The organism is Nocardia nepalensis (assembly GCF_048910785.1).
Classification (GTDB): Bacteria; Actinomycetota; Actinomycetes; order Mycobacteriales; family Mycobacteriaceae; genus Nocardia; species Nocardia nepalensis.
Genome location: NZ_JBKBET010000017.1, coordinates 93,922 through 108,493, shown reverse-complemented (window position 1 = coordinate 108,493; position 14,572 = coordinate 93,922). Strand labels below are relative to the sequence as shown.

Here is a 14,572-nt window from a genome sequence, read left to right as displayed (position 1 = left end):
CCAACGGGAATCGGTTAGGATCCGCATCATGAGTGATGGGGGGATACCGGCCTCTGGCCACAACCTCTCGGTGGTGCCCGAGAAGGTGCGCGAGGTCGGCAAGTACGTCTACGAGTTGGCCGAAGCACTGCGATCGGCACTGGACTCCGCGGCTAAAGACGTCGCTTCGCTGACCGATGGTAGCTGGACCGGGGACGCGGCCAACGAATTCTCTGCGGGCTGGACTGAAGTGCGTGACGGCGGTGTCCAGATCATGACCGCTCTGACCGGCATGGCGGAGAAGCTAGGCGTCACCTCCGATACCTATCAGGCGCGAGATGAAAGCAACGCCGCCACATTGAACACTTCGAGTTTGGATCTGCCGTGAGCTCTCAGTTTTCGGTCGACCTGGACCATCTCGATGAGATCGTGGTCCGTCTGTCGGGTCTGGCCGGGTTCATCGGCGAGCATCTCGACGAGATCGACGACCGGGTCGCCACCCTGACCGGCACCGGGTGGGAAGGCGTTGCCGCCCAGGCATATGCCGATGCCCACGCTCAATGGGTCATTGGGGCAAGGGAATTCGTCGAGGGTGTGAAGGACGTGAGCGACGCGGCCAAGGTGGCCCACGCGCGCTACACCACCGCCCACGACACCAATTACAAAATGTTTTCCCAGGGATAAGACACATGGGTGTACTGGTTATCGACTGGCAGACCTACTACGACGCCGGCAAGAAATGCCACGCTCTGGCCACCGACCTCCGTACTGCCGACAAACCGGTCCACGACGCGGTCAAAGGTGAATGTGCTGGCATGGCCGGTAACACCGCGGGCTGCGAACAATGGGGCAAAACCTACGACCGCCTCGCCCAGGAAACGATGCAGACCTGTACGAACCTGGCCGATGCCCTCACCAACTTCGGCAACATGCTCTACGCCGCCGGGCACAACTGGGCACTCTCCAACAACTCCAACCCGATGCCCGACCGGCCCACCGTGACGGCGATGTCGGAGTACAAGGTCACCATCCCGACTTCGGTAGGCAACAACGGCGACGGCGTCACCGAGGGACACGGCAGTATCCCCGGCTTCTACGACGCCCTGGTCGGAAAAATCCAGGACGAATTCGGAAGCAAGCTGCCTAACGGCAACAAAGACAAGCTCGCCAAGGCTGCATCGACATGGAAAACGTTCGCCGAACACAAAACCATCACCGATGCCGCATCCCGGATCACCGAGATCACCAACCTATTCAGCGACATCCAGGACAAGAAGGGCCTCGAACCCCTCCTCGGCCACCTCACCACCCTCAATGGTGGCGCCACCCAACTTGCCTCCGCATCCCTCAACCTCTCCGCACCCGTCACCGAATACAGCACCGCCACCTCCGAAACCCGCGACAAATTCCGGGACGCGGTCACGAACGCCTTGATAGCAGCGGGCACAACTGTCGTCATCGGTGTCGCCGCCTCCTGGATCACCGCCGCCCTCAGTGACGTCGCCGCCGGCGTCGGCGTCGTAGCGATCGCCGGCAACACCGCCAGAGTGCTCAAAAGCACCTACGACGCAAGCAAACTCATCAAAATAATCGGCACGGGGGCAGCGGTCGCGGGTGCCGCAGCCTTCACGGTCACCGCGTTCGACAAGGTCCCCAGCCTCACCGATATCGCGCTCAAACTCGGTGCCATCATCGCCATGAAGGTTTACGTCGATGACGAAGACAAATTCGAGAACTTGCCGCTGGCGCCGGGCAACCCAGCTCCGGGTATGACTGATGAAGTTGAAAAGTATATCCTTGGGAAGCATGTCAAAGACGCTCCCAACTATAATCCTTCAAAGGGCACCTGGCCTGACACGATTACCGGCGAGGAGCTCGATGAGCTAGCTGAGGCGGCTTCGGATGCGCCTGCCCGGGGGCCGAACTCAAAGGGTAATTTCGAGCGCGAAGTTGACGCAGGTAAAGTAATCGGTAGCGTGTCGGAGCAGTTAGGCGGCCGCGCAACTACTCGATACAAGATCATTACCGACCGCTTCGGTGGCATTATTACGATGTATCCAATCCCATAGTTAGCAGGAGTTGAATTGGGAATCGACATAATTCTTCAAAATCAAATCCATGAACGGATCGAGCTGATTTACGGGGACGCCTGGGGCACATTCGCCAAGCTTGTCGATCGTGCTCCGGTCGGTTCGATGCTGTGGCAAATTCACGAGCATGCTGACACGATGTACAATATGGCCCAGCTCGCTCTGTTTCTGGATGAACTCGCGGACCTGTCCCCGAACAATGACGAAGAGCGGGAGCTACTCTCGGCCTTGCGCAACGCTGCTGAGATTGCTATCCGCAGGCATGGGTATCTCTGGTTCAGTGGGGACTGAAGTCGTGAAACGTTTTCCGTCATTGCTGGAGCCGGTCCTGCACACAGCGCGCGGCAGCGAATTGCGCATCCGGGTTCCCAGCATGGTTGCCTTTGTGAAGGTACCTTCGCGGCCAGCGCGGGTTCCCATAGCGATCACCTGCCACGGTTTGGTTAGCGAACAGCCCGAAATACGATTTTGCGTAGGCTTTTCGTCAGAGCGAAGATGTCAGAGAAGCCATTCACAGAATCAAGGCTTACGAGGCGTGGCGCGGGTATGGTGCGAATAAGAGTTTGTTTGTCATGCACTGCAGGCGTCTGTCGACGGTAGCCAGTTCTGGCTCGACAGATGCGCCAGCGTGGCGTCGATGTGATCGTTGGTGAACAAGGCTGCCTTGCGGGGTGTCCAATGCCGAATGCTGGCGATGACACCGTCGAGTCGGGTGGTTTGCTCATGCGTAACTGTCCAGTGCACCGTTGCCAGCAACTCGAGGCCGTACATGCTGGTGAAACCATCGGTCAATGCGATCACACGATCGACCCGAGCCGCGGTCTCGGGGTCTTCCGAGAGAACGCGGTCCGCGCGTGCGTGAGCGGTGGCCACAACACATATCGGCTCGGCCTCCGAGACCTTTGCGCTGCCGTCGCCGAACCCTGAAATAAAGTGCCCTTCCATTTCCCGCAACGCTTTTCGAAGATTGTCCATGCATGGTCCGTACTGTCCTTTGGTGAAGTTGAGACGCAGGTGCTGACCGGCCTGCTGGAGGAAGGAGGAAGTACGCCAACTTCTGGATCTCGATAAGGCTGGCTTCGTGAAATGAGTATTCCTCGTACGCGTGGAGCAGGCGGACCACGGCTGCGCGGGCCGGCGTCATACGCGGCACAGATGTGCGGTCGATCATTTCGGATGCAGGTGGGGCGCCCTCGGGAGGATAAATACGGATATCGACGGTGTCGGCCACAGGGTCTGGTGCCTGCCATATGAGAGGGGCGACATCGGACCAGTCGAGCCCTCCGTTCGAGCGGCGGAATGGGTCGAGTACTCCGTGATGGCCGCGGCGCGCCGGGGCGGGCCTGGGGACCCGGCCGCGATCTGCGCGGTGATCTGCGCGAACCGCTGGGTATCGGCGATCATCCCACGGTGCGCGATCTTCATCCCGGTGACGTCGGGTGTCACGCGGGTGGCGACGGGGCGCGGCGGCAACTGGCTGTAGGGCGGGGGTCAATCGCCTTGTGTGCGGAGGTTTTCCAGCATGTCGACGGCCCAGCAGGCCTCGACCGAGTCGGGGCCCGCAACGCCCATCGCGGTCATGACGGTCAGGAGCATGCCGTTGGCGAGGAAGCCGCGCATCTCTTGGACGGAGGCGCCGGTGAGTTCCTCGACTACGGCGTAGATGCGGCCGAAGCGGTCGCGGACGTCCGGGCCGATGGCAGGGTCGGAGGCGGCGGCGAAGCCGTGTAGCAGCACGAGCAGCAGTTCATGTTCGGTCAGGAACATCTGGAAGCCACGGCCGAGGGCGCGCATTTTCTCCTCGGGCGTCGCGTCGGGGGTAGTGCCTTCGGCGGCGGCCGCACGGAAGGTCTCCTCGATGCGGTCACAGACTCGATGTGTGGCGGCCAGGAACAGCTGCTGTTTGGTGCCGAACAGTCGGATGACATACGGCTGCGAGACGCCGGCGCGGCGCGCGATCTCATCGGTTTTGGTTGCGGCGTAACCGGATTCGGCGAAGGCGGCGATGGCCGCGCGCAGTACTTCCTCGCTGCGTTCGGTGGCGGTCATTCGGGTCCGGGTTGAACTCGCCATGGTGGCTCCACTTCGTCGGTCGGCCGCTTGCCTTGACATGTTATCAGTCGATGCATACTCTTCGAGCAGTTAGTTATCAGTCGATTACAACAAAGGCTGGACATGTCCGAGACACTCGTAACCGCCGACCCCACGGCGTCCGTCGAACAGCGCGTGGGCGGGCGCTCGCTGGCCGCCGTACTGGCCGCCGTCGGCATCCCGATGTTCATGGTCACGCTGGACAACCTGGTGGTGACCAATGCACTGCCGGTGATCCGCACCGAACTCGGCGCATCGCTGGCCGACCTGCAGTGGTTCGTCAACGCGTACACGCTGTCCTTCGCGTCATTGCTGCTCACCGCCACCTCCATCGGTGACCGGCTCGGCCGCCGCCGGGTCTTCCTCGTCGGCATCGCGCTGTTCACCGCGGCGTCCGCGGCGTGTGCGCTGGCCACCGAGCCGTGGATGCTGATCGCCGCAAGGGCGATCCAGGGATTCGGCGCGGCCGCGGTAATGCCGCTGTCGCTGACCCTGCTGTCATCGGCCGTGCCCGAGCGGATGCGCAGCGCCGCCATCGGCATCTGGGGTGGCATCTCCGGACTCGGCGTCGCACTCGGCCCGCTGATCGGCGGCGCGGTGGTCGAGGGGCTGAGCTGGCAGTGGATCTTCTGGGTGAATGTGCCGATCGGCCTGCTGGCGCTGCCGTTCGCGGCGCGGGTGCTCGACGAATCGCATGGGCGTGCCAAGCGGCTGGATCCGCTCGGGCTGGTGTTGTCCGCGGGCGGCGTGCTCGCGGTGGTGTGGGGCGTAATCCACGGCGCCGACGACGGCTGGACCTCGACCGGCGTGCTCACGGCGCTGCTCGGCGGTGCGGTGCTGCTCGGCCTGCTGATCGCCTGGGAGTTGCGCACGCCGGATCCGATGCTGCCGCTGCGGTTGTTCCGCTCCCGGGCGTTCCGGGTGAGCAATACGACCGTGTTCACCTTCTCGGTCGGCGTCTTCGGCTCGATCTTCCTGCTTGCGCAGTACTTCCAGGTCGTGCAGGGCTACGGCCCACTGCAATCCGGAATCCGGACCATGCCGTGGACGATGGCGCCGATGGTCGTCGCGCCGCTTGCCGGACTGATCGTGGACCGGGTCGGTGCGCGGAATCTGCTGACGGCGGGGCAGACGCTGCTGGCGCTGGCCCTGGCCTGGATGGCGGCGGTGTCATCGGTCGACGCGAGCTACCTCGCCTTCGTCGGGCCGTTCCTGCTCGGCGGCATCGGGATGGGGCTGACCTTCGCGCCCGGCGCGACCGTGGTGATGGCCAGTGCGAGTCCGGAGGATCGGGCGATGGCCTCGGGCACCAACAGCACGATCCGGGAAGTCGGTGTCGCGATGGGTGTCGCGGTGCTGGCCTCGGTGTTCGCCTCGCACGGGTCCTACATGAACCCGCAGAGCTATGTCGACGGCTTGGTTCCCGCGGTGTGGGTCGGCGCGGCGATCGTCGCGGTCGGTGCGCTGGTGTCGCGGTTGCTGCCCAGCCGGATCGTCGTCGCCGACTGATCGCGCGGATGCGCCCGCCCCGGAGGCAATCGCCCCGGGGCGGGCGCGTTTTCGTATGTCCATCCGACCGGGCGCTGCCCATGGTGTGGCCTGGCAGAACTGCGCGAACGTGAGCTAGCACACCACCGGCAAGCGCCACAGCGGTAATCCGGATGAATCGGCCACCGCGCATCGAATACGATTCGACCAGCAGCAATGTGGGTAGGCAATTACGCGGACCCGCGAACCGATCCCCAGGGGAGAGACGAACGATCGTGGCGGACGACAACGATGGAGTCGAGAACGCAGCGCTGACCGAGGAGGCATTGGCCGCTGCCGCGGCGGAGGCCGAGAAGGCATTTGCGGCGGCCGCCGATCTGGATGCGCTCGCGGTCGCGAAGACCGAGCATCTCGGTGGTAAGGCGCCGCTGGCCTTGGCGCAGCGTGCGCTCGGCAGCCTGCCGAAGTCGGAGAAGGCGGATGCGGGCAAGCGCGTGAATGTGGCGCGGGGCCGGGTGTCGGAGGCCTTCGAATCGCGCCGCACGGTGCTGCTCGCCGAGCGCGATGCCGCCGTGCTGGTCGCCGAGACGATCGATGTGACGCTGCCCGCACGCCGGAACGCCACCGGAGCACGGCATCCGATCACGGTTATCTCCGAGCAGATCGCCGATGTCTTCGTCGCGATGGGCTGGGAGGTCGCCGAGGGGCCCGAGGTCGAGACCGAGCACTTCAACTTCGACGCGCTGAACTTCCTGCCCGACCATCCGGCCCGCACCATGCAGGACACGTTCCACATCGCGCCGGAGGGTTCGCGGCAGGTGCTGCGCACGCACACCTCCCCGGTGCAGGTGCGTTCACTGCTCGAGCGTGAGCTGCCCATCTATGTGGTGTGCCCCGGTCGCACGTTCCGCACCGATGAGCTCGACGCGACCCACACCCCGGTCTTCTCCCAGGTGGAGGGGCTGGCGGTGGACAAGGGCCTGACCATGGCGCATCTGCGCGGCACCCTGGACGCGTTCGCGCGCGCCCTGTTCGGGCCGGATACGCGGACTCGTATGCGCCCCAACTACTTTCCGTTCACCGAGCCGTCGGCCGAGGTCGACGTGTGGTTCCCGGACAAGAAGGGCGGCGCTGGCTGGGTCGAATGGGGCGGCTGCGGCATGGTGAACCCGAAGGTGCTGATCGCCAGCGGGATCGATCCCGAGGTGTACAGCGGGTTCGCGTTCGGCATGGGGCTGGAGCGGACACTGCAGTTCCGCAACGGCATCCCGGACATGCGGGACATCGTCGAGGGCGACGTGCGTTTCACGCTGCCCTTCGGAATCCGGTCCTGACCTTCCTTCGATCGAGAGAGCGAAACGTCAAGTGCGAGTAGCGCAGTCCTGGCTGACGGACATCATCCGCCGGACCACCCCCGAGTGGTCGGTGACGCCGGAGGAGCTCGACGCCGGGTTCGTCCGTGTCGGGTTGGAGGTCGAAGAGGTCGACAAGCTCCAGCGGGTGACCGGTGATATCGATAAGCCGCTGGTGGTGGGCCGCGTCGCCGAGATCACCGAGCTGACCGAGTTCAAGAAGCCGATCCGGTTCTGCAAGGTGGATGTCGGCAACCCGGAGTTGCAGGAGATCGTCTGCGGGGCAACGAACTTCGCGGTCGGTGACCTGGTGGTCGTGGTGCTGCCCGGTGGTGTGCTGCCCGGCGGTTTCCAGATCTCCTCGCGCAAGACCTACGGACACACCTCTAACGGCATGATCTGCTCGGTCGCCGAACTCGGTATCGGCAAGGATCATTCGGGCATTCTGGTGCTCGAGCCGGGCACCGCCGAACCGGGCACCGACGCCAATGAGCTGCTCGGACTGGACGATACGGTCATCGAGCTGAACATCACGCCGGACCGCGGTTACTGCTTCTCGGCCCGCGGTCTGGCGCGCGAGCTGGCGTGCGGATTCGATTTGGAATACGCCGATCCCGCGGTGCGGACGCTGCCCGATGACGATGCCGACGCGTGGCCGGTTCGCGTCGAACCGGAGTCCAAGTGCACCCGGTTCGCGGTTCGCCGGGTTACCGGCATCGATCCGAATGCGGTGAGCCCGTGGTGGTTGCAGCGCAGGCTGCTGCTGTCGGGTGTGCGCCCGATCTCGCCCGCGGTCGACGTCACCAACTACGTCATGCTCGAGCTCGGCCAGCCACTGCACGCCTTCGACGCGGACAAGCTCACCGGCGGGCTCGTCGTGCGCACCGCCGAGAAGGGGGAGAAGCTGCGCACCCTCGACGAGGTCGAGCGGGTGCTGGACACCGAGGACGTGGTGATCGCCGACGACTCCGGCGTCATCTCGCTCGCGGGTGTAATGGGCGGCGCGACAACGGAAGTCGGGGCCGGGTCGACCGATATCGTGCTCGAGGCCGCCACCTGGAACCCGCTGCTGGTCTATCGGACCGCGCGCAGGCACAAGCTGGTCTCCGAGGCCGGTAAGCGCTACGAGCGGGTCGTCGACCCGGAGATCAATGTCGCCGCGCTCGATCGCGCGGCCACGCTGTTGGCCGAAATCGCCGGTGGCACTGTGGAATCCGCGCTCACCGATGAGCGGGTGCCGGTGCCTGCCGCGCCGCCGATCCGCATCGATATCGATCTCGCCGATCGGGTGGCGGGCGTGACCTACCCGACCGGCACCTCGGCGCGTCGCCTCGCGCAGATCGGTTGCACGGTCGAGGTCGGCGTCAACGAGGCCACCGGACATGGTCAGCTGGTGGTCACGCCGCCGAGTTGGCGGCCCGACCTGGCGCAGCCCGCGGACCTCGTCGAGGAGGTGCTGCGGCTGGAAGGGCTCGAACAGATCCCGTCGATCATTCCGACCGCACCGGCCGGGCGTGGTCTGACCGCCGGGCAGCGGCGCCTTCGCGCGGTGAGCCGGGCGCTGGCATTCGCCGGATGTGTCGAGGTGCCGCCGCCGGTGTTCCTGCCGAGCGGGGTGTTCGACACCTGGGGTCTCGACGCCGACGACTCGCGACGCAACACGACTCGGGTGCTGAACCCGCTCGATACCGAGCGCCCGGAGCTGGCGACCACGCTGCTGCCCGGTCTGTTGGAAGTGGCCGCGCGCAATATCTCTCGCGGCGCGCGTGATATCGCGATCTTCGGCATCGCGCAGGTGGTGCTGCCCGGCCCGAATGTGCGCGCGGTCGATGCGCTGCCCGTGGATCGTCGCCCGACCGACGAGCAGATCGAAGAACTGCTCGATTCGCTGCCCGCGCAGCCGGTGCATATCGGCGCCGTCCTCACCGGTCGCCGGGAACCGCGCGGTCCGTGGGGTGCGGGACGTCTGGCCGAGGCCGCCGACGCCTTCGCACTCGCCGATGCCATTGGTGACGCGGCAGGTGTGACGATCGAGCGTCGCGCGGCGGCGTACCTGCCGTGGCATCCGGGACGGTGCGCCGAGCTTGTGGTCGATGGCGAGGTCGTCGGGCACGCGGGTGAATTGCATCCGGCGGTCTTGGAGCGTGCCGGACTGCCGCCGCGCACCTGCGCCGTCGAACTCGATCTCGACGCACTGCCGCTGCGCGAATCTCGGCCTGTCCCAGTGGTTTCCCCGTTCCCTGCGGTGCTGCAGGACGTTTCGGTGAGCGTGGCGAAGGCCGTGCCCGCCGCCTCGGTGGAATCGGCGCTGCGCAAAGGCGGCGGTGCGTTGCTCGAAGATATCGCGCTGTTCGACGAGTACGAGGGTGCGCAGGCGGGCGAGGGCCGCAAGTCGCTCACCTACGCACTGCGGTTCCGCGCCACCGACCGCACGCTGACCGAGGACGAGGCGAGCGCGGCCCGTGACTCGGCGGTCGCGGCGGCCGCCGACGCCGTCGGCGCGGTGTTGCGCGGCTGATCGGTTGACATCGGCCCCGGGCGGTATGGCCGTCCCGGGGCCGATTTGCATTGTGGCTCAGGGCATGTGCGTCTAGCGCCAGCGCTGAGAACAGTTGGACGTCCGGCAATTGGGATACCGTTTGATACGGTAAGGACCTCCGGACGGGTCGAGAGGGTGGGGATGGCGCACCGAGTGACGTTGATGCTGCGATCGATGGGCGGTTGATCCATGGGATTCGGCATGTTCAACTGGAGCGCAGGCGATCTCGGCTCCGCGATGCTGGAAAGTCTCACCGACTGGATCGCGGGCGAGGAACGTCAGCCGGGTGTCGATCCGGCCGCCGTGCAGAGTAAATACAACCAGCAACGCGATGGTGTCCGCAGCGCCGCCAATGGCATTGGCTTCCACGGCGATTACCGACCGCGGTCGGTGAAAAGCCGTGACGACTTCGATTCGCCGACGACCGCGCAGCTGCGCGAGAAGGTCGACAAGATCGATATCACTGCGGTCGACAACCTCGCGACCGCATGGAATGAGATCGGCAAACGTGCCGAGACCTCGTTGAATACCTTTACCAAGGTGATGGAACGCGCTACCGATGAAGGCATCTGGAAGGGCGCCTCGCGCAATGCCGTCGCCAAGGCCGTCGGGGATTACAGCACCCAGGCGGTGCAACTCGCCAATGCCGCCAAACTGACCGGCAGCAAGGTCGCCGAACTGAAGACCGGTCTGGAGCCGACCAAGGCCCTGGTGCCGCACGCTCCCGACCTGCGCTCGAATGTCGAGAATGCCAGGCACTGGATCGCGGGTCGTGGCTGGCGCGATAACGATGAGGCCGAGAGCACCGCACATGCCGAGGCGGTGCGGGTGCTGCGTACCGTCTACGCGCCGGTCATCGAGGAGACCGACACCAATGTCCCGGTGATCCCCAAACCCGATAATCCCACCGCGAAGCCGGGCGGAACTCCCACCGGCGGGCCGGGGACCAGCACCGGCGGTGGCCCCGGTACCACCCCGGGCACGCAGCCGACGGAAAAGCAGGAGCCCAAGAGCACCGAACAGAGCCCGTCCACGAATCCGTCGAGTACCCAGTCGACGGATGGTTCGACGACACCTTCGTCGACCACCAGCACCGAGCCGACCACGACGAAGCCGGACACCACCTCGACCAACCCGTCGTCAACGACCACCACGGGTTCGCCGACCCGCTCGGGCAGCCCGAGCGGCACCTCCGGTACGACCAGCGGGTCCCCGGGCCGAACCGTCACCGGCACACCCACCGGCACCGCCGCCGCCACCACGGCGGCCGCGACCACCGCCGCGACCACGGGCCGCAGCGGTATGTCCGGCATGGGCTCACCCGGCAGTCGCGGCGGCAAGGACGAGAACGAGTCCACCAAGGGCGTCCCCGATTACTTGATCAACCAGCAGAACGGCGAAGAGCTCACTGGGCTCGCCAATGCGCCGAAGACGGTCCCGCCGGTCATTGGCGATTGAGACAGGAAAACCGCATGACAACCGCGCGGCGGTGGCGTTTCACCGCGCTCGAATTCCGAGTGCTCTGGGAGTCGACCGGACGGGATGTGCTCCCGTATCCGCTGCGACATCGTTCCACCGAGGTCTTCCAGGAGGATTCGGATCGGCTGCGCCGGGCCGCGGCCGAGGTGGTGATGCCGCAACTGGACGAGGATCTGGTGCGGGCCGTCGAGGTGCTGCTGGCACCGGAGGCGCGGGTGGAGGTGGCCGGATTCCACGGCCCGCGCAACGAGCGGAAGATCCGCGCGCACGGCGGCGTGCATTTCCAGCACGCCGCGCTGGCGATCCAGCAGCCCGGACTCGATCACGAGCACGGCGGGGCGGTGGACCTGCTGTTCCTATCGGCCGATGATCTGGTCCCCGCAGTGGTCGATGTATTGCCGGAATGCCCTGCGGGACAAGGCAAACCGATGCAGATCCCGATCGAGGAGCTGGAGAAGCCGCCGCCGGTGGTGCGCGATGCGTGGCGTCCGACGGTGCGCGAGGAGTTCGAGAAGTTCTTCCGTCGGCCGACGACCGCCACCGTGCACTTCGGGGTGTACCCCTTCGGCAGTGTTGACAATCGGCATACCAAGGGCCGCAAGGATTTTCAGATCACCGATTTCGAAAATGACGGTCGCTACGTCAGTTTCGGCAGTCGTAGCGTGATCGTGAAGCCGACCGATCGCCAGCGCATCACGACCACACTGCGTGAAATGATCGCCCGCACTGTCGAAGAGGTTCGCAACGGCGATCACCTGGCCCCCTGAGGGTTCCCCGCGCCCACCGGACGCGGGGAACACCGGGCTCAGGCCTTGACCTCGCCCAGAATCCCGAGCACCACGTCCGAGGTGTAGAACGGCTCCAGCCGCTCGCGAATCAACTTGCCCAGCACGCCATTTCGCTTCGCGCCCTCGATCACCGCGGGACCGTAGCGCAGGATCTCCTTGGCGATATCGTCGCCGGACAGCCCGAGTTCCGGCAGCATCGCGGCCAGCGTGTAATCGCCGTACTTGGTGAAGAAGACATCCACGCACTCGTCGACGAGCAGCCCGAAGTACTCCTTCTCCCTGGTGGTTACGGCGATCTCATAGCAGAGCAGCGCCAGTTCGTTCAGATCTTTCTGGGTCAGGTAGTCCCGCAGACCGCTCACCGGCTCATCGGCGTGCAGATCCCAGAACTCCATCGCGGCATCGTGTACCGGAGCGTCGCGCAACATCTCCCGAATGGCGTTATTGGTGCGCTTGAGCGCGAAGACCGCGCCCTTGCCCGCCATATCGCCGATGAAGGTGCTCTCGGTGGCCTTCTTGGCCGTCTTGGCCGCCGACTGTCCCATGGAGATCAGTGAGGAGACGCCCGGAATCTTGCCCGCGATCTGCTTGTTCGCCTCCATGAAATCGGAGATGAGCTTGTCCACGAACTTCGAGGCGACGGTGGCGACCAGCGGGCTCTCGGTGAGCCGCTCCAGGATGCGCTCCTGCGCCTGATGCATGCCGAAGATCTTCTCGAGCAGCGCCTCGACCGGTTCGCGGTCGACCACCTGGCCGAGGGTGTAGTCATTGTTCGCGGCGATATTGTCGTAGATCGAATCGGCGAATACGCCGACCATATCCGCGATGACCGGGCTGCCGCCGATCAGGTCGATGACGGTGCGGACCGTCTCCTTGGCCTGGTCGATCGCCACGATGTCGCGGAAGATGAGGGTGTCGGCCACCCCGATCACCGATTCCACGTCACGAGCGACGACCTCGGCGAAGCGGTCGCCGCTCACCTCGGCCAGCAGGAATTCCACCTGGGCATCGAGTAGCCGTTCGGCGATCTCACGCGGCTCGCTCATCGAATACCACCATCACATTCGTAATCCGTCGCGCTCGGCCAGATTACGGATCGTTCGACTCGACGTCGTTGCCGCGCAACGATTTCCGTATCTGTGCCAGACGCTCACGCGCGGCCTTCTCGCGCGCCTCCCATTGTTCGTCGGCGCTGCGGCCCGCCGGGGTCTGCCGGTCGAGTTCGCCCATCCCCTGCGCGGTGCCGAAGCGCTGCTCGACCTTATCGCGAACTGACTCGAAAGTAGGGACTCCGCCGGAGGAATATCCGCCCAGCTCGGGTCCGGACGGAATACCGGCCGGCGGTACCGGTACCGCCGGTACCGGAAAAACGCCTCCGACCTGGCCGGATGTGGCGGCATCGGATTCCGGGTCATGCGCTTGCGGCGCTGGAGTGGCGGGACTCACAGTCCCGGCGGAGCTCGCATGACCAAGGCCAGCGGCCTCGACGACCGCGGTGTGCACCCAGGCGAGTTGTGGCCGTCCGGCGGTGGCCGTGCCGAGCACCGCCAGGAGTTCGTCATCGGACAGCGCCGCGAGCCGTGCGGTGATCTCACCCAAATCACTCATATCGCCAGGCTACGCACGACTGCGATCAGGTCGTGAGCAGATCGCCGGTCCAGGTGCGGATCAGATCGATCCAGGACACTTCCAGCGACATGATCAGGTCGTTGTGACCTGCGCCGGGGAAGATCACCAGCTGTTTCGGTTCGGGCGCGGCCTCGTACAGGCGCTCGGCATGGCGAATCGGCAATAGTTCGTCGTGGTCGCCGTGCATGATCAGGACGGGGGCGCGCAGTTTGCGGATGCGGCGCAGGCTCGGGTAGGCATCGGGGACGAGCGGGCCGGGCAGGAACGGATACACCGATCGGGCCGCGTCGCGCAGGCCGGTGAAGGTGGACATCAGCACCAGTCCGGCGGGCGGATGTTCAATGGCCAGCTCCAGCAGTACCCCGCCGCCGAGCGATTTCCCCAGGTAGAGCACCCGTTCCGGGTCGACTCCCGGCTGTTCGAGCAGCGCCTGCCTGGCCGCGTGGGCGTCGAGATACGTGCCGTGCTCGGTGGGCCGCCCGGTGCTGCGGCCGAAGCCGCGATAGTCGAAAGTCAGTACGTCCAAACCGATTTGAGTGAGTATCGCGTAGAGCGGCACCCGGTCGCCGATATTGCCCGCATTGCCGTGTGCGAACAGGACGTGCCCGAACGAGCGTTCGGCGGGTACCCACCAGCCGTGCAGCGTCTCGCCGTCGGTTGTCGGGATGGACAGCTCGGTGTAGTCCAAATCGAGGATCGCCGGCGTCTGCGCGATCTGCCGACCGGGCATGAAGGTCAGCGCGTTGAGGATCGGGCTGGCGGGGTGTCGCATGCCATCGTTCTTACTCGGTGCCCGCCAGCGCCGCGCGCCGACTCCCCGGACGCGTCAGGCCTCGACGACGTCGACGCCCTTCCAGAAGGCGACGCGATCGCGCACCTGCTCGGCCTCCGGCTTCGGATCGGGGTAGTACCACGCGGCATCCGGATTCTTCGCGCCCTCGACCTCCACCGTGTAGTAGGACGCGAGCCCCTTCCAGCCGCAGACGGTATGGGTATCGCTGTCGCGGAAGTAGTCGGTATTCAGCGACTCCGCCGGAAAGTAGTGGTTGCCCTCGACCACCACGGTGTCATCGCTCTCGGCCAGGACAATGCCGTTCCACACTGCTCGCATGCTCATCGAATCTCCCACCGTCGCAT

The 14,572-nt window shown here is 65.3% G+C and carries 15 protein-coding genes; 9 read left to right on the top strand and 6 right to left on the bottom strand.

The window, feature by feature from the left end; all coding sequences use genetic code 11:
* The first annotated feature begins 28 nt into the window (after window positions 1–28).
* From ACHQ4I_RS10020 to ACHQ4I_RS10005, 4 genes are read left to right on the top strand one after another with little or no spacing between them, the layout of a single operon-like run.
* Entirely contained in the window at window positions 29–367 is a 339-nt protein-coding gene (locus tag ACHQ4I_RS10020; RefSeq protein ID WP_420771406.1) for an ESX-1 secretion-associated protein, read from the top strand.
* Window positions 364–663 (top strand): WXG100 family type VII secretion target, encoded by a 300-nt coding sequence (locus ACHQ4I_RS10015; protein ID WP_420771405.1) that lies wholly within the window; start codon window positions 364–366, stop codon window positions 661–663. The genes ACHQ4I_RS10020 and ACHQ4I_RS10015 overlap by 4 nt, the downstream gene beginning before the upstream one ends.
* A 5-nt stretch (window positions 664–668) precedes the next feature.
* The gene (locus tag ACHQ4I_RS10010; RefSeq protein WP_420771404.1) at window positions 669–2,048 is read left to right on the top strand and encodes a hypothetical protein; all 1,380 of its coding nucleotides are present in this window, start codon (window positions 669–671) and stop codon (window positions 2,046–2,048) included.
* A gap of 15 nt (window positions 2,049–2,063) precedes the next feature.
* On the top strand, window positions 2,064–2,360 hold the full coding sequence (locus ACHQ4I_RS10005; protein ID WP_420771403.1) for a hypothetical protein: 297 nt from the start codon (window positions 2,064–2,066) through the stop codon (window positions 2,358–2,360).
* A 279-nt stretch (window positions 2,361–2,639) separates the two neighbouring features.
* On the opposite strand, the gene ACHQ4I_RS10000 is transcribed toward ACHQ4I_RS10005, so the two are convergent.
* Both ACHQ4I_RS10000 and ACHQ4I_RS09995 read right to left on the bottom strand, forming a co-directional pair.
* On the bottom strand, window positions 2,640–3,044 hold the full coding sequence (locus ACHQ4I_RS10000) for a hypothetical protein (protein WP_420771402.1): 405 nt from the start codon (window positions 3,042–3,044) through the stop codon (window positions 2,640–2,642).
* A gap of 516 nt (window positions 3,045–3,560) precedes the next feature.
* Complete coding sequence (locus tag ACHQ4I_RS09995) at window positions 3,561–4,142, bottom strand: TetR/AcrR family transcriptional regulator (RefSeq protein WP_420771401.1); 582 nt, start codon at window positions 4,140–4,142, stop codon at window positions 3,561–3,563.
* A 102-nt stretch (window positions 4,143–4,244) separates the two neighbouring features.
* Between ACHQ4I_RS09995 and ACHQ4I_RS09990 the strand changes: the two genes are divergently transcribed.
* The 5 genes from ACHQ4I_RS09990 (at window position 4,245) to ACHQ4I_RS09970 (ending at window position 11,785) form a co-directional block, all read left to right on the top strand.
* A complete protein-coding gene (locus ACHQ4I_RS09990) occupies window positions 4,245–5,669 on the top strand; it encodes an MFS transporter (protein ID WP_420771400.1) in 1,425 nt (474 codons plus the stop codon).
* Between the two features lie 254 nt (window positions 5,670–5,923).
* The gene (gene pheS / locus ACHQ4I_RS09985) at window positions 5,924–6,982 is read left to right on the top strand and encodes a phenylalanine--tRNA ligase subunit alpha (protein ID WP_420771399.1); all 1,059 of its coding nucleotides are present in this window, start codon (window positions 5,924–5,926) and stop codon (window positions 6,980–6,982) included.
* A 31-nt stretch (window positions 6,983–7,013) separates the two neighbouring features.
* Window positions 7,014–9,518 (top strand): phenylalanine--tRNA ligase subunit beta, encoded by a 2,505-nt coding sequence (pheT, locus tag ACHQ4I_RS09980; protein ID WP_420771398.1) that lies wholly within the window; start codon window positions 7,014–7,016, stop codon window positions 9,516–9,518.
* Window positions 9,519–9,740: 222 nt separating this feature from the next.
* A complete protein-coding gene (locus ACHQ4I_RS09975; protein WP_420771397.1) occupies window positions 9,741–10,997 on the top strand; it encodes a hypothetical protein in 1,257 nt (418 codons plus the stop codon).
* Between the two features lie 14 nt (window positions 10,998–11,011).
* Window positions 11,012–11,785, top strand: coding sequence for an ESX secretion-associated protein EspG (locus ACHQ4I_RS09970; protein WP_420771396.1), 774 nt, complete (start codon window positions 11,012–11,014; stop codon window positions 11,783–11,785).
* A 38-nt stretch (window positions 11,786–11,823) separates the two neighbouring features.
* On the opposite strand, the gene ACHQ4I_RS09965 is transcribed toward ACHQ4I_RS09970, so the two are convergent.
* Genes ACHQ4I_RS09965 through ACHQ4I_RS09950 form a run of 4 tightly spaced genes read right to left on the bottom strand, consistent with a single transcriptional unit; the run spans window position 11,824 to window position 14,552 of the window.
* Window positions 11,824–12,852: a hypothetical protein gene (locus ACHQ4I_RS09965; protein ID WP_420771395.1), complete on the bottom strand. Its 1,029-nt coding sequence runs from the start codon at window positions 12,850–12,852 to the stop codon at window positions 11,824–11,826.
* Window positions 12,853–12,895: 43 nt separating this feature from the next.
* Window positions 12,896–13,414, bottom strand: coding sequence for a PspA/IM30 family protein (locus ACHQ4I_RS09960; RefSeq protein WP_420771394.1), 519 nt, complete (start codon window positions 13,412–13,414; stop codon window positions 12,896–12,898).
* Between the two features lie 25 nt (window positions 13,415–13,439).
* Complete coding sequence (locus ACHQ4I_RS09955; protein ID WP_420771393.1) at window positions 13,440–14,207, bottom strand: alpha/beta hydrolase; 768 nt, start codon at window positions 14,205–14,207, stop codon at window positions 13,440–13,442.
* A gap of 54 nt (window positions 14,208–14,261) precedes the next feature.
* Window positions 14,262–14,552: a DUF427 domain-containing protein gene (locus tag ACHQ4I_RS09950; protein WP_420771392.1), complete on the bottom strand. Its 291-nt coding sequence runs from the start codon at window positions 14,550–14,552 to the stop codon at window positions 14,262–14,264.
* Window positions 14,553–14,572 lie beyond the last annotated feature (20 nt).